Genomic DNA, 26,303 nt, shown 5'->3' on the forward strand with positions numbered 1-26,303 from the left:
ACCACAGCAAGCCCGCTCACTACAGAAAAACCGCTCACCACAGCAAGCTCCTTCTTATATTTCTATCCCCGTTGGGTTTAGAAATCGCGCTTGTAGAAGATATCCAGGGAGCTGGCCACGCCGCTGGCCACTTCCAAGTAGACCTTTTTGCTCAGCAGGTAGCGCAAGGCAATGGTGTTGGCCGGTTCGAATACCCCAACCCCATAGCGCAGGCTGAGTTTCTCGGTGATTTTGCCGCTGGCGACCACGGCGGTGTTGTTGCCGCTGCCTTGGGTGTCGAGGTCGAAGTCGCGGATGCCGAGCTTGTTGGCGATGTCCGAGGTCACCCCGGCGCTGCCCATCAGGCCAAGGCCCAGGGCGGCTTGGGCGAGCATATTGTTGTCTTCGCCGGTGGTGCTCAGCGGACGCCCCAGCACCAGATAGGACAGCGCCTGTTCCTGGCTCATGGCCGGTTCCGAGAAGATTTGCGTCGTAGGTTGCTCGGCGCTACCGCTCAGGCGAATACCGGCGGTCACGTCGTCGGTCTTGCGGATCGCCTCGATGTCCAGGTACGGCTGGTCCAGCGGCCCGGCGAACAGTAGGCGTGCACGCCGCACGTCGAGTTTCTGCCCATAGGCGCGGTAGCGGCCGTCGTTGAGCCACAGCTCGCCCCGAGTGTCCAGGTTATCGCCGATATGCACCTGGCCCTGCACCTTGGCGGTCAGACCAAAGCCGGAGAAATTCAGGCGGTCTTCACCCACCACCACGTCGATATCCATGGCCATGGCCATCGGCGGCTTGCCCTCCTCGGTCTGGCTGCCAATGATCACGGTGTCATCCGACACCTTGACCGTCGACGGCGGCAGTTCACGCACGGTGATATCGCCGCGCGGAATCTGCACCTTGCCGGCGATGGCCAGCCGGTCGTTCTTGAGGCTGATCGTCAAGTCGGGCGCTACTTCCAGCTCGGCATAGGGTTCGACGGTGACCGGCAGTTGCGCGCCTTGCAGGTGCAGGTCCACCGCCAGGGCCTGGCCCCAGTCGATCTGCCCCTTGAGGCTGCCCTGCCCGGCTTTACCGCTGCGCCAGCCGCCATTCAACTGCACACTTTCACCGGCAATCAGCGCCTGCACGTTCAGCCCTTCGAGGCTGATGGGCAGTTCGGGCCCGGACACTTCGCCGCCCACCAGGTTGACGCTGCCGTTGACCTGCGGTGCCAGCAGGCCACCGCTGATGCGGCCGTTGCCGTTGAGCTTGCCGCTGAGTTTTTCCACCATTGGCACGAATGGCCGCGCCACGGCCAGATCCAGCCCCATGAGGCTGAACTGGCCGGTGATCGGCTTGTTTTTCGGCAATGGATTGATCTGCGCTTGCAACAGCAACTCACCGAGTTTGCCGCCATGGAAGTTCAGCTGCGTGTCGATGCGCCGGGGGTTGAGGGTGGTTTCCAGCTTGAGGGTGTCGTAGGGAAAGTCCAACCACTGGGCCTTGTCCTTGACGCGCAAGGTGCCACCGCTGGCATCCACCGACACCACCCCTTTGGGGCCACTGGCGGGCAGGTCCAGTTGCAGGTCGGCATTGAGTCGGCCCTGCCAGGCGAAATCCTTGGGCAAAAACGCCGCCAGGCTGTCGATGGGGAACTGCTTGAGGTGGTAGCGCAACTTCGGCTCGGGCATCAGCCGCTGGTCTTCGCCGCACAGGCTCGAGGCTCCGGAGACCCAGCAGTGCGCCGCAAATGTCAGTCGGCCATCGGCCAGGCGTTCGATTTTGGCCGGGGACTGCAGCCGCCAGTCCTGGCCACCGGCCTGCACATCGCCGCTGGCCAGACGCCCGCGCCAGTTGCCCTTGTCGAGAGTGCCGTCCAGGGCCAGAGCCAATTTGACCAGGGGCCCGGCCAGGTCGAGCTGGACCTTTTGCTGGCGGATGTCGCCCTGGGCGCTGGCGGTAAGCGTGCCGACCTGGGTGTCACCGCTCTGGATGCCGCTGCCCTTGAGGTCGATTATCGCGCGCTGGGCGCTATCCAACCTGGCATCGAGGCTGAGGGCTTGCAGGCGGTTGTCGGCGAACGCCAGTTGCTGGCCCTTGAGGCCGAGCTTGCCCTGGGGCGCCTTGAGCGTACCGGCCACGTCGAGCCGGCCGTTGATCTGACCGCGCAACTGCGGCCACAACTGAGCCAGGCGTGCGAGCTTGATATCGATCTGCCCGGCCAGACGCTGTTGAAGGCTGCCGCTGCCCTGGATGCGGTTGTCGCCCAGGCGCAAGTCGAGATTGGCCAGGGTCCACTGCTCGCCGGCGCCATCGGCCTTGGCCGCCAGCACCGCAGTTTGCCCGCGCAGGCGGCCTTTGAGGTCGAGGTCGGCGTTGAGTTTGAGCTGCTCGTTCTTGAATTCGCCCTTGCTGCGTAGCGGGCCGGCCAGGGTGCCGGGCAACTCAGCCACCCAGTACGCCGGGTTCAGCGCCGACAGGTCCAGCGCAGTGTCCCAGGCGATGCCATCGGCGAATTGCAGGTTCAAGTGACCTTCGGCCTTGCCCTGGCCGGCGCTCAGTTTCAGCTCCGGCAGGAACACCTGCGTAAGGTCGCCGCTGAACGGCGTGACCACCGAAAATGGGCCGGCCGGGCCATCGAGGTCGGCCGTGAGGTTGCCGAGGTAATTACCATCTTTATAAGCAACCTCGCCATTGAAGGTACGCAACGTCACCTGGGGCTCGTCGATCAGCGGGTACAGGCGATGCCACGGGAAATCCAACCAGGCGATTTTGGCATCGGCGCTGAAGCCTTGCTGCCAGTCCAGGTTGGCGCTGAGTTTGAGGTTCTGCTTATCGCCGGCGTTTATCTCCAGGCCGGCGATCTGTGCACCCTTGGCATCCACCTGGCCTTGCAGCAACAGATCAACCGGGCCTTTTTCCGCCGGCAACACAGCCTTGCCTTGCAGTTGGTAGCCACGGCTCAAGTCGCCCTTGGCGGTAAGGTCCAGTTGATTGAGCTGCAGGGTGTCGGGCAAATCGGCGCTGGGCTTGAAGCCATCGGCGGTGATGTGTAATTGGGCGGGCAGGTTTTCCGCCAGGGGTTGCAGTTCGCCGCTGAGTTTGGCCGGCAGGTAGCCGCTGCTGTCGGCGTCGAGTTTGAGGGTTTTGAGCAGGTCGCCGTCGACCTTCAGCGCCACTGTCCAAGGCGCACCGCCGGGTGCGTAAGGCAGGCTCAGGTTGCCGCTGGCGGTCAACGGCCAATCACCGCTGGGCTGCAACAAGCCGCTCAGGTCCAGTACCAGATCGTCGCGCTGCAGGTGCACGGCGTCGATCTGCATGCCCGCCGCCGTCCAGTGCGCCGCCAGTTGCAGGCCCTTGAGCTCCTCGCTGCCGTTAAACAACAGGCGACCGACGCGAACCTCGCCCAATTGCAGGGCTATCGGTAGTTTCAAGTCCGGCAGTTGGATCGGTCCGCTGCCCTCGTCGCCACTGGGGGGAAATTGCAGGCTGACCTGTTCCACCTCCAGTCGGTCGATGCACAAGGTCATGCGCAGCAAGCAAGCCGGCGACCAGGCAAACGTCGGCGCCTGGAGTTCGACGCGGCTGCTGCCCTGCTCCCAGAGCAGATGGTCGGCGCGCCATTGGCCGCCCAAACGGCCCTGGAAATTCTCCACGCTCAACCCCGGCACACGCGCCAGCGCCCAACGGCTGCCGGCCTGGGTGCCGAGTATCGCCCAACCCGTCAGCACCCCTATGGCGAGGACGGCCACCACGGCCAGCCCGGCTATTTTCACACCACGCATCACAACTCAGGCCCCATGGAAAAGTGCAAACGAACGCCGCCCGGATCTTCCAGGGCATGGGCCAGGTCCAGACGAATCGGCCCGACCGGCGAGACCCAGCGGATGCCGACGCCGACGCCGGTCTTCAGGCTGGGCAGCTCCAGGTTGTTGAAGGAGTTGCCCTGGTCGATAAAGGTCGCGATCCGCCATTTTTCGGCGATGGAATATTGATACTCGGCACTCAGCGCCACCATGTAGCGCCCACCGATGCGATCGCCGCGGTCGTTTTCGGGGGACAAGGTCTGGTACTCGTAGCCGCGCACGCTTTGGTCGCCACCGGCAAAAAAACGCAGCGACGGCGGCACTGATTTATAGCCATTGGTGGCACTGCCGCCCACTTGGGCACGGGCGAGGAAGCGATGGTTGTCCCACAAGGTGGTCAGGCCTTTGACCATTGCTGTGCCGTACAGCAAATTGGTGTCTGAACCCAGCCCTTCCTTGGCCACCTTGGTGTCCAATTGCAAGCGATAGCCATGGTGCGGGTCTATGCGATTGTCACTGCGCAGGTAGGAATAACTGACGCCCGGCATCAACAGGTTGCTCAGACCCGAATCGTCACCCAGGCGATACTCTTCGCGCTGCCATTTGAGCGAGATCACCCGCGTCCAACCGCTGGGCAGCTTGCTGTGCCATTCCGGGCCGAGGGTGAGCAATTTACTCAGGGTGTCGGTGTTGGCGATTTCTTCGTTCTGGTAGCCGCCGGCAAAGCGCAGTTTGTCGGTGAGCGGCGGGTCGAGGGGAATGTCATACCAGAGGCCAACGTTCTGCCGCGGCGCCGACAGTTCGGCTTCCCAGCCATAGCTATGGCCCTGAGGGTTGACCCAATGTCGCGTCCAGTTGGCCTTGCCGCGCGGGCCTACGTCGGTGGAGTAACCCAGGCCCAGGCCCATGGTGCGCGGCTTGCGTGTGTCCAACTGCACGGCTACCGGGATCACATCATTGGTGGAGGCGGCGGGCGCGGCGTCTACGCGCACGCCTTCGAAAAACCCGCTGGCCTGCAAGTTCTGGTTGAGTTCGGCAATAAGTTCGGAGTCGTAAGGGTCGCCGCTTTTGAACGGCACCATGCGGTGCAGCAGGTCTTCGTCGAACGGCGTATCGCCGGCGAAACTGACTTTGCCGAGGGTGTAGCGCGGGCCGCTGTCATACACCAGTTCGATATCGGCGACGCCGGCCTGGGGGTCCACCGCGAGTGTCTGCCGGGTAAAGCGCCCGCTGAAAAAGCCGTACCGCGAAGCCTGGTTCTGGATCAGACGCTTGGCGTCTTCGTAATGACCGTGGTTGAGAATGGCGCCGGATTTAAGGTCGTCGCTGGCGGGTACGCGAAACGCTTTGAGGTTCGCCGCCGGGCCGTCGACCCGAATGGTCACATCACGCAAGTGCACCGGTTCGCCGGGGTCGACGTTGAGGATCAGGCGCGGGTTCTTGCCCCCCTGCACGTCGCTATCGATGCGCGGTTGATAAAAGCCCAGCGCCTGAGCGGCTTTGCGCGCCTGCTCCTCGGCACCACGGCTGAACCGCAGCAGGGCCTCTTCATCACGATCGCCCACGCCGCCGATGTAGCCTTCAATATTGGCTTTCAACGCGTCGTTGGCGGGTTTGATGCGCACGTCCAATTCGCTTTGCGCCAGCGCGCCGCAGCTTGTAAACAGCAGAATCAAGCTGCTGGTGAATCTTCCTGGAAACTTCATAGGCGCGGATGCTACACGAGCGGGCGAGAAACGTAGAACTCGGAAAGTTCTGAAAAAATCTGCATCACGCCGTGGCGGCCTGCAATACCTGGGGGTTGGGGTGAAAAAAAACATGTTCCAACACCGGCCCCACTGCCACTTCACCGATTTCCTCATAACCCTGGCGTTTATAAAACTCCAGGTAACGCGAATTGCCCGTGTCGAGCACCACGCCGGACGAATGCGGGTCTTCGGCGCACCAGTTATGCACCGCCTGCAACAACTGCTCACCGTAATGCTTGCCCTGGAACTGCGGATGAATCCCCAGCAGCGGCAGCATATGCACCGACTCGCTGGGCAAGCACGCCAGCACGGCATGATGATAATCCAGATAACGCCGCGTGCCGCGCACCCCGGTGCTCAGCCACATGCGCAATTGCCAGGCCCAGCTCTCGGTGATTCCCAGGCGCCGTTGCGGCGGCGCAATCAGCGCGATGCCGATCAGACGGTCATTCACAAACAGGCCAATGGCCGGCAGCTTCTGGAAGAAGTGCTGCTTGACCAGCTCACGCACGGTGGCGCGCACCCGCTGTTCATAGCCGGGACGCTCGGCCTCAAAGATATAGGCGAATGTCGGTTCGTGGCGGTAAGCCTGGTACAACAGGGAACGGGCTTCGCGGGAATAGCCGCTGTTGAGCACACGGATGTCGGCGATGGCAGTCGAAGTCTCAGGCATACAATCAATCTCAGTGGGCGCCACTCAAAGGATGGCGTTCTTATGGGTACGAACCTACGCAGCACCAGTCGTTCCCAGACATTAGCAGCGCATCTGCCCTACCGCCACGCTGGCCCCCGTCTGACTTGTCGGCTAGCATCGCCCTTTTTGCCAAGACCGGACTGCCGACCATGAAAATCGTCTCCTTCAATATCAACGGGCTGCGCGCCCGCCCTCATCAGTTGGCGGCGCTGATTGAAAAGCATCAACCGGATGTGATCGGCCTGCAGGAAACCAAGGTTCACGACGACCAGTTCCCCCTCGCCGAAGTGCAAGCCCTTGGCTATCACGTGTACTACCACGGGCAGAAAGGCCACTACGGCGTGGCCCTGCTCTCGCGTCAGCCAGCGTTGAGCGTGCATAAAGGCTTTGCCAGCGATGAAGAAGACGCCCAGCGCCGCTTTATCTGGGGCACCTTTGCCGACGAGAACGGCCAGCCGGTCACCATCATGAATGGCTACTTCCCCCAAGGCGAAAGCCGCGACCACCCCACTAAATTTCCGGCCAAGCAGCGCTTCTACGAAGACCTGCAGCAGTTGCTGGAAAGCCAGTTCAGCAACGACCAGGCGCTGGTGGTGATGGGCGACGTGAATATTTCCCCGGAAGACTGCGACATCGGCATCGGCGCCGACAACGCCAAACGTTGGCTCAAGACCGGCAAATGCAGCTTCCTGCCCGAGGAGCGCGAGTGGATGGCGCGCCTGAAAAACTGGGGCCTGGTGGACAGTTTCCGGCACCTGAACCCGGACGTGAGCGATCGTTTCAGCTGGTTCGACTACCGCAGCCGCGGCTTTGAAGATGAGCCCAAGCGCGGCCTGCGCATCGACGTGATCATGGCCTCCACGGGCTTGCTGCATCGGGTCAAGGATGCGGGGGTGGATTACGAATTGCGTGGTTTGGAAAAACCCTCGGACCATGCGCCGATCTGGCTTGAATTGAGCTGACGGGTTGTCGGGCTTGATCAGATCTGGGCGTGTCCGCCAGCCAGTCATATTTATGCAACCTGACTGACTTAATCTCGCGGCACTCCCTTTGGCTTGAGAAGGTGCCGGCATGACGCTGCGCGTTCTGTTCCTGTTGTGTTGCCTATTGCCCCTCGCCGCCGTGGCCGCTCCACTGCCTGTTCCCGATCATGGCCCAGCCTTGCGCATCCAAGGTTCCAACACCATTGGCGCGGCATTGGGCCCGGCACTGGTCAAGGGGTTGATGGCGCAGCAGGGTTTGCAAGACGTACACAGCGAGCCGGCCGACGGAGCCAATGAACAGCGGATCGTCGGCAAAACGCGCCAAGGCAAGACGGTGACCGTCGAGGTGGCGGCCCATGGTTCCAGCACCGGTTTTGCAGCGCTTAAAAAAACCAGCGCGGACCTGGCAGCTTCGTCCCGTCCCATCAAGGACAGCGAACTGGTGGACCTCGAACCCCTGGGCGACCTGAAAAGCCCCGACGCCGAACAGGTGATCGCCATCGATGGCCTGGCCATCATCCTTAACCCGCGCAACCCGCTGACGACGTTGAACACCGTGCAACTGGCACAGATCTTCAACGGCGAGATCAGCACCTGGGAGGCGCTGGGCGGGGTCGGCGGGCCGATCCATGTGTATGCGCGGGATGATCAGTCGGGCACCTACGACACCTTCAAGGAGCTGGTACTGCGCCTGCGCGGCAAACCGTTGGTGGCGAGCGCCCAGCGTTTCGAATCCAGCGAGCAGTTGTCCGACGCGGTCAGCGGCGATCCCCAAGGCATCGGCTTTATCGGCCTGCCCTACGTGCGCCAGGCCAAGGCGGTGGCGGTTGTCGATGGGGATTCGCAACCGATGCTGCCGTTGAACAGCCTGATCGCCACCGAGGATTACCCGCTGTCACGCCGTTTGTACTTTTACTTGCCACCGTCGAACCGCAACCCCTGGGCCGATGCGCTGGTGGACTTTACCCAGAGCCCCAAGGGCCAGGCGATCGTGGCGGCCAACGGCTTTATCGCGCAGCAGGTGCAAGCCATGGCAGTGACACCGCGCCCCACGATGCCCGACGACTACCAGGCAATAGCCCGCGACGCCCAACGCTTGAGCGTGAATTTTCGCTTCGAAGAAGGCAGCGCCAGCCTCGACAACAAGGCACGCCAGGACCTGCAACGGGTGGTGGCGTACCTGAAACGTCACGACAAGCTCAATAAGCAGGTCACGCTGGTGGGCTTTGGCGACGCCAAGAATGACCCGCAACGCGCAGCATTGCTGTCCAAGCTGCGTGCCATGGCGGTGCGGCGGGAGCTGGTTCGCAGCGGCGTGGTGCTGCGCGATATCCGTGGGTTCGGGGCGCAGATGCCAGTAGCGGCGAATACGGCGGATGAGGGGCGGATCAAGAATCGGCGGGTGGAGGTGTGGGTGTATTGAGGCTTGGGTGTTGGGTTGTTGGCACTGGCCTTATCGGGGGCAAGCCCCCTCCCACACTGAAACACGATCACTGGTGGGAGGGGGCTTGCCCCGATGCAGGCGCTGCGGTGTTACTGCCCGCCGCGCATCAACTCCCGAGGCACGTACTTGCCGATCTCGAACTTGCCGATCGCCGCGCGGTGCACTTCGTCCGGGCCGTCGGCCAGGCGCAGGGTGCGCTGCATGGCGTACATGTAGGCCAAGGGGAAGTCGTTGGACACCCCGGCACCGCCGTGGATCTGGATCGCGCGGTCGATCACCTTCAGGGCGACGTTCGGCGCCACCACTTTGATCTGGGCGATTTCGCTTTTTGCCACTTTGTTACCCACGGTGTCCATCATGTACGCCGCCTTCAGGGTCAGCAGGCGTGCCATGTCGATTTCCATGCGTGAGTCGGCGATCTTGTCGATATTGCCGCCCAACCGCGCCAACGGTTTGCCGAATGCGGTACGGCTGACCGAGCGCTTGCACATCAATTCCAGCGCGCGCTCGGCCATGCCGATCGAGCGCATGCAATGGTGGATACGGCCCGGGCCAAGGCGCCCCTGGGCAATCTCGAAGCCACGCCCTTCACCCAACAATACGTTTTCATAAGGTACGCGCACGTTGTCGAACAGCACTTCGGCATGGCCGTGGGGCGCGTCGTCGTAACCGAACACCGGCAGCGGCCGCAGGATTTTCACCCCGGGGGTATCCACCGGCACCAGGATCATCGAGTGCTGCTGGTGACGCGGCGCATCGGGGTTGCTCAGGCCCATAAAGATCAGGATTTTGCAGCGTGGATCGCAGGCGCCGGAAGTCCACCATTTCTTGCCGTTGATCACCCACTCGTCGCCCTGGCGTTCGGCGCGGGCGGCCATGTTGGTGGCGTCCGAGGAAGCCACGTCCGGCTCGGTCATGGCGAATGCCGAGCGGATCTCGCCGCGCAGCAGTGGTTCGAGCCAGCGCTGTTTCTGTTCGGCATTGGCGTAGCGCACCAGCACTTCCATATTGCCAGTATCCGGCGCCGAGCAGTTGAACGGCTCCGGCCCCAGCAGCGAACGGCCCATGATTTCCGCCAAGGGCGCGTATTCGAGGTTGGTCAGGCCAGCGCCCAGTTCGGACTCGGGCAAGAACAAATTCCACAGGCCCTCGGCTTTAGCCTTGGCTTTGAGTTCTTCCATGATAGCAGTGGGCTGCCAACGGTCGCCTTCGCTGACCTGGCGTTCAAACACCGGCTCGGCGGGGTAAACGTATGCGTCCATGAACGCAGTGACGCGTTCACGCAGTTCCTGAACCTTGGGCGAATAGGCGAAATCCATGAGCAGCTCCCTTCTTGGAGAGGTTGTTTAGGTCATGCAATCGATGCTAGAACAGCGTTGATAATTTACCTAGCCTATTCTCGGCGTGTATTAACATTCATCACCGATATATGATCGGCGTATGAGCACCTAACAATAAGAGCGCAACGAAATGAATCTGAGCAAGGTCGACCTCAACCTCTTCATCGTCTTTGACGCGATCTACACCGAAGCCAACCTGACCCGCGCCGGGCAGATTGTCGGCATCACCCAACCGGCGGTGTCCAACGCTCTGGCCCGTCTGCGCGAGACCTTCAACGACCCGCTGTTCGTGCGCACCGCCCAAGGCATGGTGCCCACGCCGATGGCGCAGAACATCATCGGCCCGGTGCGCAATGCGCTGTCGCTGCTGCGGGTGTCGGTGCAGGAAAGCCGCATCTTCAACCCGCAACAGGCGGCCAAAACCTACCGCATCAGCATGACCGACCTTACCGAGGCGGTGATCCTGCCGCCGCTGTTCCAGCGCCTGCGCCGCCTGGCGCCCACGGTGGTGATCGAGAGCTTCCTGTCCAAGCGCCGCGAAACCACCAAGGAACTGGCCGCCGGGCGCCTGGACTTTGCCGTGGACGCGCCGCTCAATACCGACCCGCAGGTACGTCACGTCAAGCTGATGGAGGACCGCTACGTCTGTGCCATGCGCAAGGGCCACCCGATGGCGGGCAAGGACAAATTCATCTTGGACGATTACCTGTCGCTGACCCATATCCATATCTCCAGCCGTCGCAATGGTCTGGGCCACGTCGACCTGGCGCTGGGCAAAATGGGCATCCAGCGCAAGATCGCCCTGCGCTCCCAGCATTACCTGATGGCCTCGCAAGTGCTGCAGCAGACCGACATGGTGATGACCGTGCCCGAGCGCTTTGCCCGACGCCATGAACTGCACTGGTTCAACTTGCCGGTCAACGACGTACCGCCGGTGGAAACCCACTTGTACTGGCACGAAAGCACCGACCAAGACCCGGCCAACCGCTGGATGCGCGAGCAGATGATCGAGCTGTGCCAACAAGTCACCGCCCACGAAAAGAAGCTCGACAAACAACAAGCTTGAGCGCCCCTCCCGTGCAATGGACTACCAAGGAGCCCTTTATGGGAGGGGGCTCGCCCCCGATGGTCCGCGCAGCGGACCTTGACGTTCACGTCAACCTACCTTTAGCTTAGCGCCAGAACTTTCTTGAGCGCCGCCATGAGCACTACCTACAGTATTTCCGACCTCGCCCGCGAGCTGGATATCACCACCCGCGCCATTCGTTTCTATGAAGAACAGGGCCTGCTGGCCCCTGAGCGGCGTGGCCAGGAGCGCATTTACAGCGCGCGGGACAAGGTCAGCCTCAAGCTGATCCTGCGCGGCAAGCGCATCGGCTTTTCCCTGGCCGAGTGCCGCGAATTGATCGAACTCTATGACCCCAGCAGCGGCAACCACATCCAGCTCAACAGCATGCTGGCCAAGATCGCCGAGCGCCGTGAGCAGTTGGAACAGCAACTGCTGGATATCGAACAGATGAAGCTGGAACTGGACACCGCCGAAGAGCGTTGCACCCAGGCCCTGGCCCAAACCATGCGCCAGGCCGGCGATTGATCAGAAGGTGACCGCCATGACCCTCCCCTCCCACGTCCGCCTGGTTGAAGTCGGCCCGCGCGACGGTTTGCAGAACGAAGCCAACCCCATCAGCGTCGCGGAAAAGGTTCAATTGGTCGACGCCCTCAGCGCCGCCGGCTTGAGCTATATCGAAGTCGGCAGTTTTGTTTCGCCCAAGTGGGTGCCGCAAATGGCCGGCTCCGCCGAAGTGTTCGCCCAGATCCAGCGCAAACCCGGCGTGACCTATGGCGCATTGGCACCGAACCTGCGCGGCTTCGAAGACGCGCTGGCCGCCGGGGTCAAGGAAGTGGCAGTGTTCGCGGCCGCGTCCGAGGCGTTTTCCCAGCGCAATATCAACTGTTCCATCAGCGAAAGCCTGGAACGTTTCGCGCCCATCATGGCCGCAGCCCAGCAACACGGAGTCAGTGTGCGCGGCTATGTGTCCTGTGTATTGGGCTGCCCCTATGAAGGCGAGATCGCCGCCGAACAGGTAGCGGTAGTGGCGCGGGAGTTGTATGCCATGGGCTGTTATGAAGTGTCGTTGGGCGACACTATCGGCACCGGCACGGCGGGCGCCACCCGCCGCCTGTTTGAAGTGGTCGGCGCGCAGGTGCCACGGGATAAGTTGGCCGGGCATTTCCACGACACCTATGGCCAGGCCATCGCCAATGTGTACGCCGGGCTGCTGGAAGGCATCCAGGTGTTCGACAGCTCTATTGCCGGGCTTGGCGGCTGCCCGTATGCCAAGGGCGCCAGCGGTAACGTCGCGACCGAAGACGTGCTGTACCTGCTCAATGGCCTGGGCATTCACACCGGGGTCGACTTGGACGCCTTGATCCTCGCAGGCCGGCAGATCAGCCAGGTGCTGGGGCGCCCCAGCGGTTCGCGGGTGGCCAAGGCGCGTAACGCCGTGTGAGTAGCACGCCTGTGACAATGTGTTACCCAAGCCCTACACATCGAGTAACACGGGAACATATTTTGTCGTATTTGCCCCCGGTCATTTCCTACACAAAAATCAACCCCTTGATTTTAAAGGTATTTTAAAAGTTGGCACGGCTTCTGCTATCTCTATGGCATAACAAGAATAAAAAGCGCCAAACCTAATAAAAATAAGACGAAACGACTCTGACATAACAAAAACAACACGGCAGAGACGCAGCTAACAGATTTTTTTGGAGAAGATGTGCTTCGCAGGGTACGGCGTGCCGAGACCCGCAACCGGATAGAGAAAAATAAACTACCTTCAGGTAGCTACCCACTGGTTGGATCGCTTGCGAAGAAGCAGATCAGCGCTCAAAAAAATACGTTTGCTCTTGATCCCGGATGGGGATCGCCAAAAACAGCGGTAAAGGGTAACGGTTGCCAAAAACAACAATAGACCGCCCCTCAATAATAAAAAAAGAGCAGGCAACGCACATTAAAGGGGACCTTCGGGTCCCCTTCGTGTTGTGGGCGTTCGGCTCCTCACACCGATGTGCCTTCGCTGGCCATGAAATTGTTCAGCACCTTTCGAGTCAGGCGCTGCAATGCCTGTGTTTGCTCTTGCTGTCGCGCCGCCGCCAGTTGCTTGAGTTCCCCGTCGAAGAACGCACTGGGCATGGCGCCATCGACCAGAATGTCGTCTTTGCTTTTGCCCAACAGGCGCGCCAGCCTGTCGACCGCCGCGTCATGACGGCTCTGCCAGTCCGCTTGCGCCGCCAGGTCCGCCCCCGTGTCTTGCTCGCCTTGCACATCCGAAAGCTCGAACAACGCCGAGCTTTTTTCCTCGATCAATTCAATACCCGGGCCCATCAATGCCTGGAGCTCCTGCGGGTATCGGCTGCGCAGGTGTTTCTCCCAGAATTCGCGTCCCACGAAAAAAGCGCTCTCGTCAGCGGTAACACTTTCGTTCCTGAGCACTTGCCGATAAGCACTGTCGAGGGCTTGCTGGCTCACATTGGCCTGCTGGGGAAACAGCATTTCACGGGTGTTTATCGGCAGCCCCAGCCTGTCCGCCAGCCCGATCCGGTAGGCCAGGATCACTTCGACCTGCTCGGTAAAACCCGGCCCGCGAGAAGCAACGTCCTGTTCAGCCACGGCGTCCACCAGCGTCAGACGGAACAACTGGCGGGCGATGCTGATCAGTGAGCCTTCGCTGTCCGCTTCCCCCGCCTGCTCAAGCGCCTTCAACGCCAACAGCTCACTCTCAAGGTTCATGAACTCCACCGTACTGCCATCCCCGCAGGTGACACGATCATCGGCGATGCCAAACAGCGACTCGCGAATGGCCTGGCTTTGACTGGCGGCCTCCAACAAGTCCCACACCCGCTGGGTCAATGCGGCGCGGGTGACCGGCGAGGCGTATTCGGCGCTGCGGGTAGTGTCGGCCAGGACCGTGAACAGGGCGGCCGAATCAGGGCAAGCCTTCACGTCGTCCCACAGCCGGGCGCGGTGCGTCTGTTCGGCGGCAGGCACCTCTCGCAACCACAGGGTCCGAGCCTCGTCCAACGTGACGTGGTCGGCCCACTGCGCCGGATCCACCGGTGCCTCCAGGCCAAGGCGTTCGCGGGTGGCCGCCGACAGCGGGTTCTCATGCACGTTGATCCGGTCCAAGTGCTGATACGCATAGTCGGGCAAGGTTGTGATCCGGTTCGAGTGCAGGTCGATCCTGGCCAAGGACGTCAATTGCTCAGCCCCCGCCGGAAAGGTCGTGGTGCCGGTGTCGGCCAGATAAAGTTGATTGAGGCTGCGCATGCCCCGCAGATCGGCGGTCCAGCCCAAGCGGCGATTGTCGGACAGATCGAGGATTTTCAGGTCTCGCATCCCTTCGAGGCGCGCACGACTGGCGTCGGTCAGTTGCAGGTCATTGCGACTCAGGTTGAGCTTGGTCAGCCCCGCCCCGCCATGGGTGAACTCCGGCAGTTGCGTGAGGTTGTTTTCGCGCATATTCAGCCAGCGCAGGCGGCCGAATGCGTTGAGAAAGGGGAGCGACTCGTCCGACAGTCCCATTCGACCTAAATCCAGGCTGCCCACATGATCCATATTCGCCGTTATCGGCGGCAGTTCACCCACCAGTTCGTCCGATAGATCCAGAATGTGGCCAATCGGTGTTTGATCCGCCGCATACGCTTGCGGCGACTGGCGCTGCCACGCGGCCATAATCGTCCCCGCGACCCTGCGACGAATGCGGCCGTGACCCGGCTCTGCGTCCTGATGCCAGGCGTCCAGCGTCTGCTTCAACTGGTTGTATTCCTCTTCGAGGCTGCTGAGGCGGGCTAGAACCTGGGCATCAGTCAAGCCTTGAAGCCCATACAGGGCTTCGACTTCTTCAAGTGACTTCGACGGGTACAGATACATGGCTTTCATGGTGCAGATAAACGGCCGCCGCCCCGCGCCTCCAACTGGGCTGAGCGGGTACCCAAACCGCCCGTCCGCCAGGCGCATAGGCGACTTGAACCCCGGTTTGATGGCTTGCAAGCCAAGGGCCTGGCGCGTGCCCTCTTCGCTCAAGGGCTGTTGTGCGAGCTGCTCCTTCAACGCCTGGGTGGAGGCTTTCAGTTGCCGCCAATCCGTGCGCCCGCTGTAACCCACCCGCCAGAGCGCGGTGTAGAAAGCATCTTTGTCCGAGCGCCAATACTCCAGATCATCGGGACCGCTGAACAGCTTCCATTCGTTGAGGCTGATGCGCACGAGGCGTAACTGCCTGGGCGCGTCAGCACGCCCGACGCGGTCCAACAGTTCACCGTCATAGGTGTCAGCGCGTAACTCAAGACCCACGCCGTCAAGACGACCCGGCAGCGTCGCCAGCTTGTGCAGCGCCAGGCGCACACTGTCCGGGGTGAGTTCGTTATCGAACAATAGATCGGTATGGGCGCGCAGGGCTCGGACCCTCTGCCCATAGCAGCGCGCCTCTTCAGCCAAACGCAACGGCACACGGGAGGTTTCGCCCATACGCGCCAACTCTTGGTCGGTGGCGTGGGCCAACAGGTCTTCGGCGATCAGTTTGGGCAAGCCTGGAAAGTCGCGCTGGAGCAGTTGCACGTTCGCCTCACTGGACACGTCCCCGGCCGCGATTTCAAGGCCAAACAACCTGGCTTTGCTGTCCTGCGCCAACTCGCGCAATCGGTCGCGGTAACGCAGCGCCCTCGCCTGGGGTGTGCGCTGCTCGCTCATCATGCGTTCAACCAAGCGATCCGCGTACGCCTTATCGGCGGCCGTCGCCAGAAAGTCGGAATCAATTCTGCCGGTCAGCATCAGTTCATAACGCAGCGCTCGCTCGACGGCCGGCTCGTCCAACAGGTGCCGGATCTGCTCTTCGCTCAATTGGCTCAGCAGCGACGGCAGAATCACGCCGTCCCGGGTCGCCGCTTGGGCCAGATCGAGCTTGACCACCTGACTGCGTTGGGCGACTGCGGCCGAACGCCAGACGATATCGCCGTCGGCATCCAAGGCGACCAGCACCCTGGATTCAGGCCACTTGCCGCTGTCGAGCAATAACCTCATTTGCAAGCTCCAGTCGACACGCCCAAAGACGGCAGGGTCGGTGCTGCTCAGGCGATCAATGAAGCCTTGGTAGCGACGGGCAGATTCGAAGCGCCGTAGCGCTTCTCTGAACAGCGGCGGCGGCAATTGCTGATCGACATAAACCCGGCGCAATTGCTCATCCGTGACCCCACTCAGCGCTCGGACCTGCTCCAATTGAGCGTCGCTGAAAGCGTCGACGCTGGGGCCGAGACGTCGCAACAGGGTCTTGCGATCCCACGTCAGGGGTTGTTCGAATTCATGCACCCAGGCACCCGCCCCGTTGTGGCGTACCCTGGGCCAGTAACGGGCGTCGCCATCCGGGTGGACGAGCCTGAAATCTCCCTCGGCGATGGCTTGCACCTTGTAGTGACCGCCGTGGGTCGACGGCAGGTACGTGGCGCCTTGATGCTCATACAAGCCCAGGCTGTTCGGCTTCAGCTCAGCGGGCAGGCTGATCGAGTGGGTGTACCGCGTCGGATCGAAGTCAAACAAACGGCTGCGCCCGCCGAAGTCGACATGCACCAGACGCTTGATAAAAGCGGTCTCTTTGAACGCTGCCAGCGCGGCGGGCACCGCCAGCCCCGCCAAGTTCAGACCCACCGCCGAGAAGTGCGCCCAGACCGCGCGCGCATCGCCCTCGGACCACGCCTGTATGCCTTCTGCCACGTCGTCGACCATTTGCACCGCCGCAACTATCAGCATCACTTCGCCAAGGTACGGCACCACGAATGCCGCCACGTTCAGCACATCCAGTATTTTTTTGCCCCACGACCACAGCCAGGCTTTCTCGGCATGGTCCGTGGCCTCTTGCGTGGACACGGCGCTCGCCTGAGCGTTTTCCATGATCGAGCGAACCCGCTGTTGCGCGCTGTCGATCCACACGTCACGCCAAGGCGGTGCGTAGGTGCCCTGGCGGTGAAGCCGGGCTTTGAGCGCCGGATCGAAGTTCTGCGTGGCGGTGTAAACCTCGTCGGGGTCCAGTAGTGCCTTGAGTTTGGTAAAGAACATTTCTTGCCGGGAAAGCGGGACGAACTGACTGAAGAAGGTACGGTAGTCAGCACGGCACAGGCGCGTGGTCAGGTGGTCGACGAAGGCGGTGAGGTTGTCGTAAGCCTTGAGCGGGTGCAGCGGATCACCGGGGATGTAGACCATGCACGGTCGCGGCAGGACCGTGGCATTTCGCGGATGGGGCTGCCACACCACCGGCCCGATGATCAGCACCTGCTCGATCACGACCGTGCACAACTGCAAGGGCGAAAAGCTGACGTCATCCTCTGCCCATTTGTGCCCGGTCTGTTGAGTCAGAATCGCCTGGATCAAGCGATGGTCCTGGGGCTGGATATGGCCCTGCATCAGGGCAATTTCGGCGGCCAATTCCAACTGATTGCGGTGCGCGGTGATCAACGTGCTGTACAGCTTGCCGGTCAGGGCGCCGGGGGGCTTGGCCAGAATCGGGGCATTGATAATGCCGCGCACATGCTCGTAGTACGACTGCCCCAGGTCCAGCGTTCGGCACAGGGCGGCAAACTCGTTGGGTTTGATCGACAGTTTGAACGACTTGACACTCGCGGGTGCATGCTTCTTTGCGCTGGAATATTGGTGGAAGTTATAGCGGGTGATCAAACGACAATCCAAGCAGATCGGCTTGCTTGCGTCGTCCTCGGTGAAATTCATCAAGGCCGCTTCAAGCAGGCTGACGCCCTTGTAGAAATACAGCGGCGACGACGCTGACGACACGGTGGTGGTCGACAGTTCTTCCGAATCGGTGCTGCACGATCTCTGCTCCATCTTGCGCGCGTAGAACACGCTCGTGACGTCGAGGCGCAGGCCGAACTTCTCTTCAATGGCCGCCACCAGCAAGGGTTCGGCATAGTCGGCGGGGCTTTTGAGTTGGCTGAACCATTGATCCAGCTGGTTTAACGAAGTCCGGCTGCGGTCGTGGACCGCCTTCAATCGGTCTTTCGCTGTTGAGTCGGCGTTGGTGTACCAGGGCGGGATAACCAGCTTGAGGTTGGCCAATTCGGTCTTGCGCCCTGCCAGCGCATCGGTATACCAAGCGGGGGTGTTGTCCTGGATGGGCCCCACATGGGGGCTTGGCTCATCGACATCGGGCAGGGCAAGCGGATCAGTGAGCAGATCGGTCATGGGCATCGCCTTCGAGTAGCGGAATAATCCGCCACTCTAGGCAGCTGGCGCAGGCCGAACGCGGTAGCCCAGCACCCCGTTTCAGCGCTCGGTGCTCAACTCCTGGAGGCTGATCTCGCGCATGCGAAACTTCTGGATCTTGCCCGTGACGGTCATCGGAAACTCATCCACGAACTTGAAGTGCTTAGGCGTCTTGAAGTGCGCAATGCGACCCTTGCACCAGCCCTGCAAATCCAGCTCATCGGTCGCGTGGCCCGGGTGGAGTTTGATCCAGGCGACGATTTCTTCGCCGTAGCGCGCATCCGGAATGCCGATCACCTGCACATCGGCCACCGCCGGGTGGGTGAAGAAAAACTCCTCCAACTCGCGCGGGTACACGTTTTCGCCGCCGCGAATGATCATGTCCTTATTGCGTCCAGCGATGCGCACATAGCCGTGCTCATCCATGCTTGCCAGATCGCCGGTGTGCATCCAGCCGGCCTCGTCGATGGCCTCGCGGGTTGCCTCGGGATTATTCCAGTAGCCGAGCATGACGCTGTAGCCTCGGGTGCACAGCTCGCCGATTTCACCGCGCGCGACGGTGTTGCCATCGATGTCGATGATCTTGGTTTCCAACTGCGGTTGGGTGCGGCCGACGGTGGTGACCCGGCGCTCCAGATCATCCTGTGGCCCGGTCTGCAAGGACACTGGGCTGGTTTCGGTCATACCGTAGGCGATCTGCACTTCGCCCATGTGCAACTCGCTGATCACGCGGCGCATCACTTCGATGGGGCACGTGGCGCCGGCCATGATGCCGGTGCGCAGGCTGGACAGCTCGAACTCACCGCGCCGCGGGTGATCAAGCAGCGCGATAAACATGGTGGGCACGCCATACAGGCCGGTGGCGCGTTCTTCGGCGACGGCGCTGAGGGTCAGCAATGGGTCGAAGCCGTCGTTCGGGTAGATCATGGCGGTGCCATGGGTGATACAGCCCAGGTTGCCCATCACCATGCCAAAGCAGTGATACAGCGGCACCGGGATCACCAAGCGATCTTGGGCGGTCAGGCCCAGGCTCTCACCGACCATGTAGCCGTTATTAAGAATATTGTGATGACTGAGCGTGGCGCCCTTGGGGAACCCGGTGGTGCCGGAGGTGTACTGGATATTAACGGCTTGATCGAAGTGCAGGCTGGCCTGGCGCTGGTGCAGTTGCTCGGGCGTTACCTCGGCGCCGAGGGTGGCCAGCGTCGACCAGGGCATAAAGCCTGCCGGCGGGCTGGGATCGAGGCTGATGATGCCGCGCAGGTCGGGTTGCAGTTCCTGGAGCATTCCGTGGTAATCGGAACCCTTGAACGCCCCGGCGCACACCAGCCACTGACAACCGGACTGTTTGAGCACGTAGTCCAGCTCGCTGGTGCGGTACGCCGGGTTGATATTGACCAGGATCACGCCGAGCTTGGCGCTGGCAATCTGGCTGATCAACCACTCGGCGCAGTTCGGCGCCCAGATGCCCAAGCGGTCGCCGGTCTGCAGGCCCAAGGCGAGGAAAGCGCGGGCGTGCAGGTCGACGGTATCGGCCAGTTGCCGCCAGGTATAACGTCGTGACTGATGACGCACCACCAGCGCTTCGCCATCGGGGAATTGCGCCACTGTGTGATCGAAGGCCTGGCCGATGGTCATGGCCAGTAAGGTCTTGTCCTGGGAGCCACGGCTGTAGCTCTGATGCGGTTGATCCATAACGACCCCTGTTATCTTTTTTGTAGGTTGACGTAAACGTAAACTACGATTGACAGCGTCACAACGCAAGCTTACGTTAACGTAAAGGTGAGCGCCCTCCCCTGGCGCGCCGACCACACAACAACAAAGCTCACATTAAGGTGCCTGTCCATGAGTTACCCGTCCCTGAACTTCGCCCTCGGCGAAACCATCGACATGCTGCGCGACCAGGTGCAGTCCTTCGTGGCCAAAGAGATCGCACCGCGCGCGGCGCAAATCGACAGCGACAACCTGTTCCCCGCCGACCTGTGGCGCAAATTCGGGGACATGGGCCTGCTCGGCATCACCGTGCCGGAAGAGTACGGCGGCGCCGGCCTGGGTTACCTGGCGCATGTGGTGGCCATGGAAGAAATCAGCCGAGGCTCGGCATCGGTGGCGTTGTCCTACGGCGCTCACTCCAATCTCTGTGTGAATCAGATCAACCGCAACGGTAACCACGCACAGAAGCTCAAGTACCTGCCCCAACTGATCAGCGGCGAACACGTCGGCGCCTTGGCCATGAGCGAGCCGAACGCCGGCTCCGATGTGGTCTCGATGAAGCTGCGCGCCGACAAGCGCGGCGACCACTATGTGCTCAACGGCAGCAAGACCTGGATCACCAACGGTCCCGATGCCAACACCTATGTGATTTACGCCAAGACTGACTTGGAAAAAGGCCCACACGGCATCACCGCGTTTATTGTCGAGCGCGACTGGAAGGGCTTCAGCCGCAGCAACAAGTTCGACAAATTGGGCATGCGCGGCTCCAACACCTGCGAGCTGTTTTTCGATGACGTCGAAGTGCCCGAAGACAACATCCTCGGCGTGCTCAATGGCGGCGTGAAAGTGCTGATGAGCGGCCTGGACTATGAGCGAGTGGTGCTCTCCGGCGGCCCCACCGGGATCATGCAGGCGTGCATGGACCTGATCGTGCCGTACATCCACGACCGCAAGCAGTTCGGCCAAAGCATCGGCGAGTTCCAGCTGATCCAGGGCAAAGTCGCCGATATGTATACCCAACTCAACGCCAGCCGTGCCTATCTGTATGCGGTGGCCCAGGCTTGCGAACGTGGCGAGACCACCCGCAAGGACGCCGCCGGGGTGATCCTCTACAGCGCCGAACGGGCCACGCAAATGGCCCTGGATGCGATCCAGATTCTCGGCGGCAACGGCTACATCAACGAATTCCCCGCCGGGCGCCTGTTGCGCGATGCCAAGCTGTACGAAATCGGCGCCGGCACCAGTGAAATCCGGCGGATGCTGATCGGTCGCGAACTGTTCAACGAAACTCGCTGAGGGCACGTGCCATGGCCACCTTGCACACCCAGCTCAACCCGCGCTCGGCGGAGTTCGCCGCCAACAGCGCGGCGATGCGCCAACAGGTCGACGCCCTGCACACTCTGCTCGCTCACGTGCAGCAAGGCGGCGGCGCCAAGGCTCAAGAGCGGCACACCTCACGGGGCAAACTGTTGCCGCGCGAACGCATCAATCGCCTGCTCGATCCGGGCTCGCCGTTTCTTGAACTCAGCCAACTCGCCGCCTATCAGGTCTACGGCGAAGACGTGCCCGCGGCCGGCGTCATCGCCGGAATCGGGCGCGTCGAAGGCGTGGAGTGCATGATTGTGGCTAACGACGCCACGGTCAAAGGTGGCTCCTACTACCCGCTGACCGTAAAAAAACACCTGCGCGCCCAGACCATCGCCGAGCAGAATCGCCTGCCGTGCATCTACCTGGTGGACTCCGGCGGTGCCAACCTGCCGCGTCAGGACGAGGTGTTTCCCGACCGCGAGCACTTTGGGCGGATCTTTTTCAACCAGGCCAATATGAGCGCCCAAGGCATCCCGCAGATCGCCGTGGTGATGGGCTCATGCACCGCCGGCGGCGCCTATGTGCCGGCCATGGCCGACGAAGCCATCATGGTGCGCCAGCAGGCCACGATCTTTCTGGCCGGCCCGCCGTTGGTGAAGGCCGCCACCGGGGAAGTGGTCAGCGCCGAAGACCTTGGCGGCGCGGATGTGCATTGCAAAATCTCGGGCGTGGCCGACCACTATGCCGACAGCGATGAACACGCCCTGGCCCTGGCCCGCCGCAGCGTGGCCAACCTCAATTGGCACAAACAGGGCCAGTTGCTGCAACGTATGCCGGTGGCACCGCTGTACAGCGGCGAAGAGTTGTACGGCGTGATTCCGGCCGACCCCAAACAGCCGTTCGACGTACGCGAAGTGATCGCGCGACTGGTGGACGGTTCGGTGTTCGATGAGTTCAAGGCGCTGTTCGGCACCACGCTGGTGTGCGGTTTCGCCCATCTGCACGGCTACCCGATTGCGATCCTGGCCAATAACGGAATCCTGTTCGCCGAAGCCGCGCAGAAAGGCGCGCACTTTATCGAACTGGCCTGTCAGCGCGGCATCCCCCTGCTGTTCCTGCAGAACATCACCGGCTTTATGGTCGGCCAGAAATACGAGGCCGGCGGCATTGCCAAGCACGGCGCCAAACTGGTGACGGCAGTGGCCTGCGCCAAGGTGCCCAAATTCACCGTGATCATCGGCGGCAGCTTTGGCGCCGGTAACTACGGCATGTGCGGTCGCGCCTATGACCCGCGCTTTTTGTGGATGTGGCCGAACGCGCGTATCGGCGTGATGGGCGCCGAACAGGCGGCCGGCGTGCTGGTGCAGGTCAAGCGCGAGCAGGCCGAACGCGCGGGCGCCGGGTTCAGTGCCGAGGAGGAAGCGGCGATCAAGCAGCCGATCCTCGACCAGTACGAAACCCAGGGGCACCCCTACTATTCCAGCGCGCGCCTGTGGGATGACGGTGTGATCGATCCGTTGCAGACCCGCGACGTGCTGGCCCTGGCCCTGTCCGCGGCCTTGAACGCCCCCATCGAGCCGAGCCGCTTCGGCGTGTTCCGCATGTAAATGGAGCAGCACCCCATGAGCGATTTCAACACCCTCGAACTGATCGCCGACCGCCGTGGCTTTGCCACGCTGTGGCTCAGTCGTGAAGCCAAGAACAACGCGTTCAATGCCGAGATGATCCGCGAGCTGATCATCGCCCTCGACCAGGTGCAGGGCGATGCTTCCCTGCGGTTCCTGGTGCTGCGCGGGCGCGGTAAGCATTTCAGCGCTGGGGCCGACCTGGCCTGGATGCAGCAATCGGCCGAGCTGGATTACCACACCAATCTCGACGACGCCCGCGAACTGGCGGAACTGATGTACAACCTGGCCAAGCTGAAAATCCCCACCCTGGCGGTGGTGCAAGGTGCAGCCTACGGCGGCGCCCTGGGCTTGATCAGTTGCTGCGACATGGCCATCGGCGCCGACGATGCGCAGTTCTGCCTGTCGGAAGTGCGCATCGGCCTGGCGCCGGCGGTGATCAGCCCGTTCGTGGTGCAAGCCATCGGCGAACGCGCGGCACGGCGCTATGCCCTCACCGCCGAGCGCTTCGGCGGCCAGCGCGCGCGCGAGATCGGCCTGTTGGCGGAAAGCTACCCGGCGGACGAGCTGGAGATTCACGTCGAACACTGGATAGCCAACATGCTGCATAACAGTCCGGCGGCGATGCGCGCCAGCAAGGATCTGCTGCGCGAAGTCGGCAACGGCGCCCTCACCCCGGCGTTGCGCCGCTACTGCGAAAACGCCATCGCCCGCATCCGCGTCAGCCCCGAGGGCCAGGAAGGCTTGCGCGCCTTCCTGCAAAAACGTCCACCGAGCTGGCAAGCGCAGGAGCCGCGTTCATGAGTACTTTGACCCGCATACTGGTGGCCAACCGGGGTGAAATCGCCTGTCGCGTGATGCGCACCGCCAAGGCCATGGGGCTGACCACCGTGGCCGTGCACAGCGCCATCGACCGCGATGCGCGCCATTGCCGTGAAGCGGATATCTGCGTCGACCTGGGGGGCAGCAAGGCCAGTGACAGTTACCTGCAAATCGACAAACTGATCGCCGCCGCCCAGGCCAGCGGCGCCCAGGCGATTCATCCGGGCTACGGGTTTCTCTCGGAAAACGCCGGGTTCGCCCGCGCCATCGAAGCCGCCGGTTTGATCTTCCTCGGCCCGCCCGCCTCTGCCATCGACGCCATGGGCAGCAAATCCGCAGCCAAAGCGTTGATGGAAACCGCCGGCGTGCCCCTGGTACCGGGTTACCACGGCGAGGCCCAAGACCTGGAGACTTTCCGCGACGCCTGTGCCCGCATCGGTTACCCGGTGCTGCTCAAGGCCACGGCCGGCGGCGGCGGCAAAGGCATGAAAGTGGTCGAGGATGTCAGTCAATTGGCCGACGCCCTGGCCTCTGCCCAACGCGAGGCGTTGTCGTCATTTGGCAACGCCCAGATGCTGGTGGAGAAATACCTGCTCAAGCCCCGTCATGTGGAAATCCAGGTTTTCGCCGACCAGCACGGGCACTGCCTGTACCTGAATGAACGGGATTGCTCGATTCAGCGCCGTCATCAGAAGGTCGTGGAGGAAGCTCCGGCCCCCGGTTTGAGCGCTGAACAGCGCCGTGCCATGGGCGAGGCTGCCGTGCGGGCGGCCCAGGCGATCGGCTATGTCGGCGCCGGCACCGTGGAGTTTTTGCTCGACGCGCGCGGCGAGTTCTTCTTTATGGAGATGAATACGCGGTTGCAGGTCGAACACCCGGTCACCGAAGCGATTACCGGTCTGGACCTGGTGGCCTGGCAGATCCACGTGGCCCAGGGCCAGGCGCTGCCGATCACCCAGGCACAGGTACCCTTGATCGGGCATGCCATCGAAGTGCGTCTGTATGCCGAGGACCCGGCCAATGATTTTCTGCCCGCCACCGGGCACTTGGCGCTGTACCGCGAATCCGCCCCCGGCCCTGGGCGCCGCGTGGACAGTGGCGTGAGTGAGGGGGACAGCGTTTCACCCTTCTACGATCCGATGTTGGGCAAGTTGATTGCCTGGGGCGAGGACCGTGAACAGGCGCGCCTGCGCTTGCTGAGCATGCTCGACGAATTCGCCGTGGGCGGGCTGAAGACCAACCTGGGCTTCCTGCGGCGCATTATTGGGCACCCGGCATTCGCCGCAGCGGAACTGGATACCGGGTTTATTCCGCGCTATCAGGAACAATTGCTGCCGCCGACCGGTGCGCTGAGTGATGATTTCTGGCAGGCCGCAGGTGCCGCGCTGATGCACAGCCTGCCCGCCGGGGACGGCCCGTGGGCAAACACCCGTGGCTTTCGCGCGGGGTTGCCCGCTGAGGTTTCGTTGCACTTGAGCTGCAACGGGCAGGACCGACTGGTGACCCTGGCGCCAGACATTACGCAGTTGCACGGCGAGCAGTTGAGCATCGAGCGCGATGGCGTGCGTCGCAGCTATCTGGCGGTCCGGCACGACGGCGGCGTGTTTGTACGCTGGGACGGTGAAATGCATGGGGTCAGCCTGTTCGACCCGATTGCCGCCGTGGAAGCCAACCAATCCCATCAGGGTGGCCTGACGGCGCCCATGAACGGCAGCATTGTGCGGGTGCTAGTGCAAGCCGGCCAGGCGGTCGAGGCCGGCACCCAACTGGTGGTGCTCGAAGCGATGAAGATGGAACACAGCATCCGTGCTCCCGAAGCCGGGGTGGTCAAGGCACTGTTCTGTCAGGAAGGCGAAATGGTCGCCGAAGGCTGCACGCTGGTGGAGCTGGAAACGGCGGACTAGAACCTCGCCATGGCCTGCACCACCACACCGAGGATGCGACACGCCTCGGTGAACAGCTGTTTAGGGTACGTGGGGTTGAGCGGCACCAGGTAGAGTTGGCCGCTCTCCTCCCGTAACTGGCGGAAGGTCGCGTGAGGGTTGTCGGCCCATTGCGCGACCACCAGTTTACCGGGGCCGGCATTGATGGCCGGGTCTACCAGGATCATCATGCCTGCGCCGATGCTCAAGCCACTGGGCGCGGTCATGGCATCGCCCGTGACCGGCAGCCAGAAGGCGTCGCCCCTGGCGTAATAATCCGTGGTTTCATAGCGCGCGCCAGCATAGGCCGGGCGCTCCTCGCGGGCTTCGCCCAGGCCTCTCCATTCGTTGACGGGGTAGCGGAAAAACGCCGTGTGCCGTGGCGTCGGCACTGCCGGTTCCGCGCGACGCTCGCGCACTTCCTGCACCACTTCCAGATCCCCCAGACCCAATGCTTCCAGCACCCGGTTCATGTCCTCCAGGCTCGGCACGCGACGCTTGTTGAGCCAATGACCGACGCCCCCCTGGGACATGCCCAAGCGCTCAGCCAGTTCACCTTGCGTGACCTTGCGGTCTTTCATGTTGGCCCTGACCAACGCGATCCATTTATCCATGGGGCCAGACAATACGTCAGGTATTTTTCAGGGCAATAAACAGTTTGTAGTAATCCA

General features: G+C 62.2%; 16 protein-coding genes. 9 read left to right on the forward strand and 7 right to left on the reverse strand.

All coding sequences use genetic code 11. The annotated features are described in order from the left end of the window. Window positions 1–77: 77 nt before the first annotated feature. The 3 genes from YA0848_RS01220 to YA0848_RS01230 all read right to left on the reverse strand — a co-directional run bounded on the left by YA0848_RS01220 (window position 78) and on the right by YA0848_RS01230 (window position 6,191). Window positions 78–3,749, reverse strand: coding sequence for a translocation/assembly module TamB domain-containing protein (locus YA0848_RS01220; RefSeq protein ID WP_169903442.1), 3,672 nt, complete (start codon window positions 3,747–3,749; stop codon window positions 78–80). Continuing rightward, a complete protein-coding gene (locus YA0848_RS01225; RefSeq protein WP_034098793.1) occupies window positions 3,749–5,476 on the reverse strand; it encodes an autotransporter assembly complex protein TamA in 1,728 nt (575 codons plus the stop codon). The genes YA0848_RS01220 and YA0848_RS01225 overlap by 1 nt, the downstream gene beginning before the upstream one ends. A 64-nt stretch (window positions 5,477–5,540) precedes the next feature. Then, on the reverse strand, window positions 5,541–6,191 hold the full coding sequence (locus YA0848_RS01230) for a GNAT family N-acetyltransferase (protein ID WP_034098795.1): 651 nt from the start codon (window positions 6,189–6,191) through the stop codon (window positions 5,541–5,543). A gap of 170 nt (window positions 6,192–6,361) precedes the next feature. On the opposite strand from YA0848_RS01230, the gene xthA reads away from it, so the two are divergent. After that, window positions 6,362–7,174: an exodeoxyribonuclease III gene (gene xthA, locus YA0848_RS01235; RefSeq protein WP_034098797.1), complete on the forward strand. Its 813-nt coding sequence runs from the start codon at window positions 6,362–6,364 to the stop codon at window positions 7,172–7,174. A gap of 109 nt (window positions 7,175–7,283) precedes the next feature. Further along, on the forward strand, window positions 7,284–8,618 hold the full coding sequence (locus tag YA0848_RS01240; RefSeq protein WP_040268751.1) for a substrate-binding domain-containing protein: 1,335 nt from the start codon (window positions 7,284–7,286) through the stop codon (window positions 8,616–8,618). A 110-nt stretch (window positions 8,619–8,728) separates the two neighbouring features. Here YA0848_RS01240 and YA0848_RS01245 read toward each other — a convergent pair whose 3' ends face one another. Further along, window positions 8,729–9,958 carry an acyl-CoA dehydrogenase gene (locus tag YA0848_RS01245; protein WP_034114234.1) on the reverse strand — a complete coding sequence of 410 codons (1,230 nt, stop codon included), beginning with the start codon at window positions 9,956–9,958 and terminating at the stop codon, window positions 8,729–8,731. 151 nt (window positions 9,959–10,109) lie between these two features. Here YA0848_RS01245 and YA0848_RS01250 point away from each other — a divergent pair, with 151 nt between their 5' ends. The 3 genes from YA0848_RS01250 to YA0848_RS01260 all read left to right on the forward strand — a co-directional run bounded on the left by YA0848_RS01250 (window position 10,110) and on the right by YA0848_RS01260 (window position 12,489). Then, on the forward strand, window positions 10,110–11,045 hold the full coding sequence (locus YA0848_RS01250; RefSeq protein WP_169868479.1) for a LysR family transcriptional regulator: 936 nt from the start codon (window positions 10,110–10,112) through the stop codon (window positions 11,043–11,045). A gap of 135 nt (window positions 11,046–11,180) precedes the next feature. After that, window positions 11,181–11,573: a MerR family transcriptional regulator gene (locus YA0848_RS01255; RefSeq protein WP_034098804.1), complete on the forward strand. Its 393-nt coding sequence runs from the start codon at window positions 11,181–11,183 to the stop codon at window positions 11,571–11,573. Window positions 11,574–11,589: 16 nt separating this feature from the next. Further along, window positions 11,590–12,489, forward strand: coding sequence for a hydroxymethylglutaryl-CoA lyase (locus YA0848_RS01260; RefSeq protein WP_034114236.1), 900 nt, complete (start codon window positions 11,590–11,592; stop codon window positions 12,487–12,489). A 548-nt stretch (window positions 12,490–13,037) separates the two neighbouring features. Here the strand turns inward: YA0848_RS01260 and YA0848_RS01265 are convergent. Next, entirely contained in the window at window positions 13,038–18,221 is a 5,184-nt protein-coding gene (locus YA0848_RS01265) for an NEL-type E3 ubiquitin ligase domain-containing protein (RefSeq protein ID WP_169903440.1), read from the reverse strand. Window positions 18,222–18,302: 81 nt separating this feature from the next. After that, the gene (locus YA0848_RS01270) at window positions 18,303–19,937 is read right to left on the reverse strand and encodes an AMP-binding protein (protein WP_034098807.1); all 1,635 of its coding nucleotides are present in this window, start codon (window positions 19,935–19,937) and stop codon (window positions 18,303–18,305) included. A 150-nt stretch (window positions 19,938–20,087) separates the two neighbouring features. Between YA0848_RS01270 and YA0848_RS01275 the strand changes: the two genes are divergently transcribed. From YA0848_RS01275 to YA0848_RS01290, 4 genes are read left to right on the forward strand one after another with little or no spacing between them, the layout of a single operon-like run. After that, the gene (locus YA0848_RS01275) at window positions 20,088–21,251 is read left to right on the forward strand and encodes an isovaleryl-CoA dehydrogenase (protein ID WP_169903438.1); all 1,164 of its coding nucleotides are present in this window, start codon (window positions 20,088–20,090) and stop codon (window positions 21,249–21,251) included. An 11-nt stretch (window positions 21,252–21,262) separates the two neighbouring features. After that, on the forward strand, window positions 21,263–22,870 hold the full coding sequence (locus YA0848_RS01280) for a carboxyl transferase domain-containing protein (RefSeq protein ID WP_169903437.1): 1,608 nt from the start codon (window positions 21,263–21,265) through the stop codon (window positions 22,868–22,870). A 15-nt stretch (window positions 22,871–22,885) separates the two neighbouring features. Continuing rightward, window positions 22,886–23,692, forward strand: coding sequence for a gamma-carboxygeranoyl-CoA hydratase (locus tag YA0848_RS01285; protein WP_169903436.1), 807 nt, complete (start codon window positions 22,886–22,888; stop codon window positions 23,690–23,692). Beyond that, window positions 23,689–25,614 carry an acetyl/propionyl/methylcrotonyl-CoA carboxylase subunit alpha gene (locus YA0848_RS01290; protein ID WP_169903435.1) on the forward strand — a complete coding sequence of 642 codons (1,926 nt, stop codon included), beginning with the start codon at window positions 23,689–23,691 and terminating at the stop codon, window positions 25,612–25,614. The genes YA0848_RS01285 and YA0848_RS01290 overlap by 4 nt, the downstream gene beginning before the upstream one ends. Here YA0848_RS01290 and YA0848_RS01295 read toward each other — a convergent pair. Continuing rightward, window positions 25,611–26,246: a LexA family protein gene (locus YA0848_RS01295; RefSeq protein WP_169903434.1), complete on the reverse strand. Its 636-nt coding sequence runs from the start codon at window positions 26,244–26,246 to the stop codon at window positions 25,611–25,613. The two genes, YA0848_RS01290 and YA0848_RS01295, sit on opposite strands and share 4 nt — an antisense overlap. Window positions 26,247–26,303: the final 57 nt, after the last annotated feature.

Origin of the sequence: Pseudomonas sp. S4_EA_1b (assembly GCF_016307435.1) — a bacterium.
GTDB lineage: Bacteria > Pseudomonadota > Gammaproteobacteria > Pseudomonadales > Pseudomonadaceae > Aquipseudomonas > Aquipseudomonas rhodesiae.

Coding starts and splice junctions, on each gene's coding strand:
- xthA (WP_034098797.1), top strand. CDS start 6,362: ATGAAAATCGTCTCCTTCAATATCAACGGGCTGCGCGCCCGCCCTCAT.
- YA0848_RS01250 (WP_169868479.1), top strand. CDS start 10,110: ATGAATCTGAGCAAGGTCGACCTCAACCTCTTCATCGTCTTTGACGCG.
- YA0848_RS01240 (WP_040268751.1), top strand. CDS start 7,284: ATGACGCTGCGCGTTCTGTTCCTGTTGTGTTGCCTATTGCCCCTCGCC.
- YA0848_RS01290 (WP_169903435.1), top strand. CDS start 23,689: ATGAGTACTTTGACCCGCATACTGGTGGCCAACCGGGGTGAAATCGCC.
- YA0848_RS01280 (WP_169903437.1), top strand. CDS start 21,263: ATGGCCACCTTGCACACCCAGCTCAACCCGCGCTCGGCGGAGTTCGCC.
- YA0848_RS01270 (WP_034098807.1), bottom strand. CDS start 19,937: ATGGATCAACCGCATCAGAGCTACAGCCGTGGCTCCCAGGACAAGACC.
- YA0848_RS01295 (WP_169903434.1), bottom strand. CDS start 26,246: ATGGATAAATGGATCGCGTTGGTCAGGGCCAACATGAAAGACCGCAAG.
- YA0848_RS01265 (WP_169903440.1), bottom strand. CDS start 18,221: ATGACCGATCTGCTCACTGATCCGCTTGCCCTGCCCGATGTCGATGAG.
- YA0848_RS01285 (WP_169903436.1), top strand. CDS start 22,886: ATGAGCGATTTCAACACCCTCGAACTGATCGCCGACCGCCGTGGCTTT.
- YA0848_RS01230 (WP_034098795.1), bottom strand. CDS start 6,191: ATGCCTGAGACTTCGACTGCCATCGCCGACATCCGTGTGCTCAACAGC.
- YA0848_RS01225 (WP_034098793.1), bottom strand. CDS start 5,476: ATGAAGTTTCCAGGAAGATTCACCAGCAGCTTGATTCTGCTGTTTACA.
- YA0848_RS01255 (WP_034098804.1), top strand. CDS start 11,181: ATGAGCACTACCTACAGTATTTCCGACCTCGCCCGCGAGCTGGATATC.
- YA0848_RS01260 (WP_034114236.1), top strand. CDS start 11,590: ATGACCCTCCCCTCCCACGTCCGCCTGGTTGAAGTCGGCCCGCGCGAC.
- YA0848_RS01245 (WP_034114234.1), bottom strand. CDS start 9,958: ATGGATTTCGCCTATTCGCCCAAGGTTCAGGAACTGCGTGAACGCGTC.
- YA0848_RS01220 (WP_169903442.1), bottom strand. CDS start 3,749: ATGCGTGGTGTGAAAATAGCCGGGCTGGCCGTGGTGGCCGTCCTCGCC.
- YA0848_RS01275 (WP_169903438.1), top strand. CDS start 20,088: ATGAGTTACCCGTCCCTGAACTTCGCCCTCGGCGAAACCATCGACATG.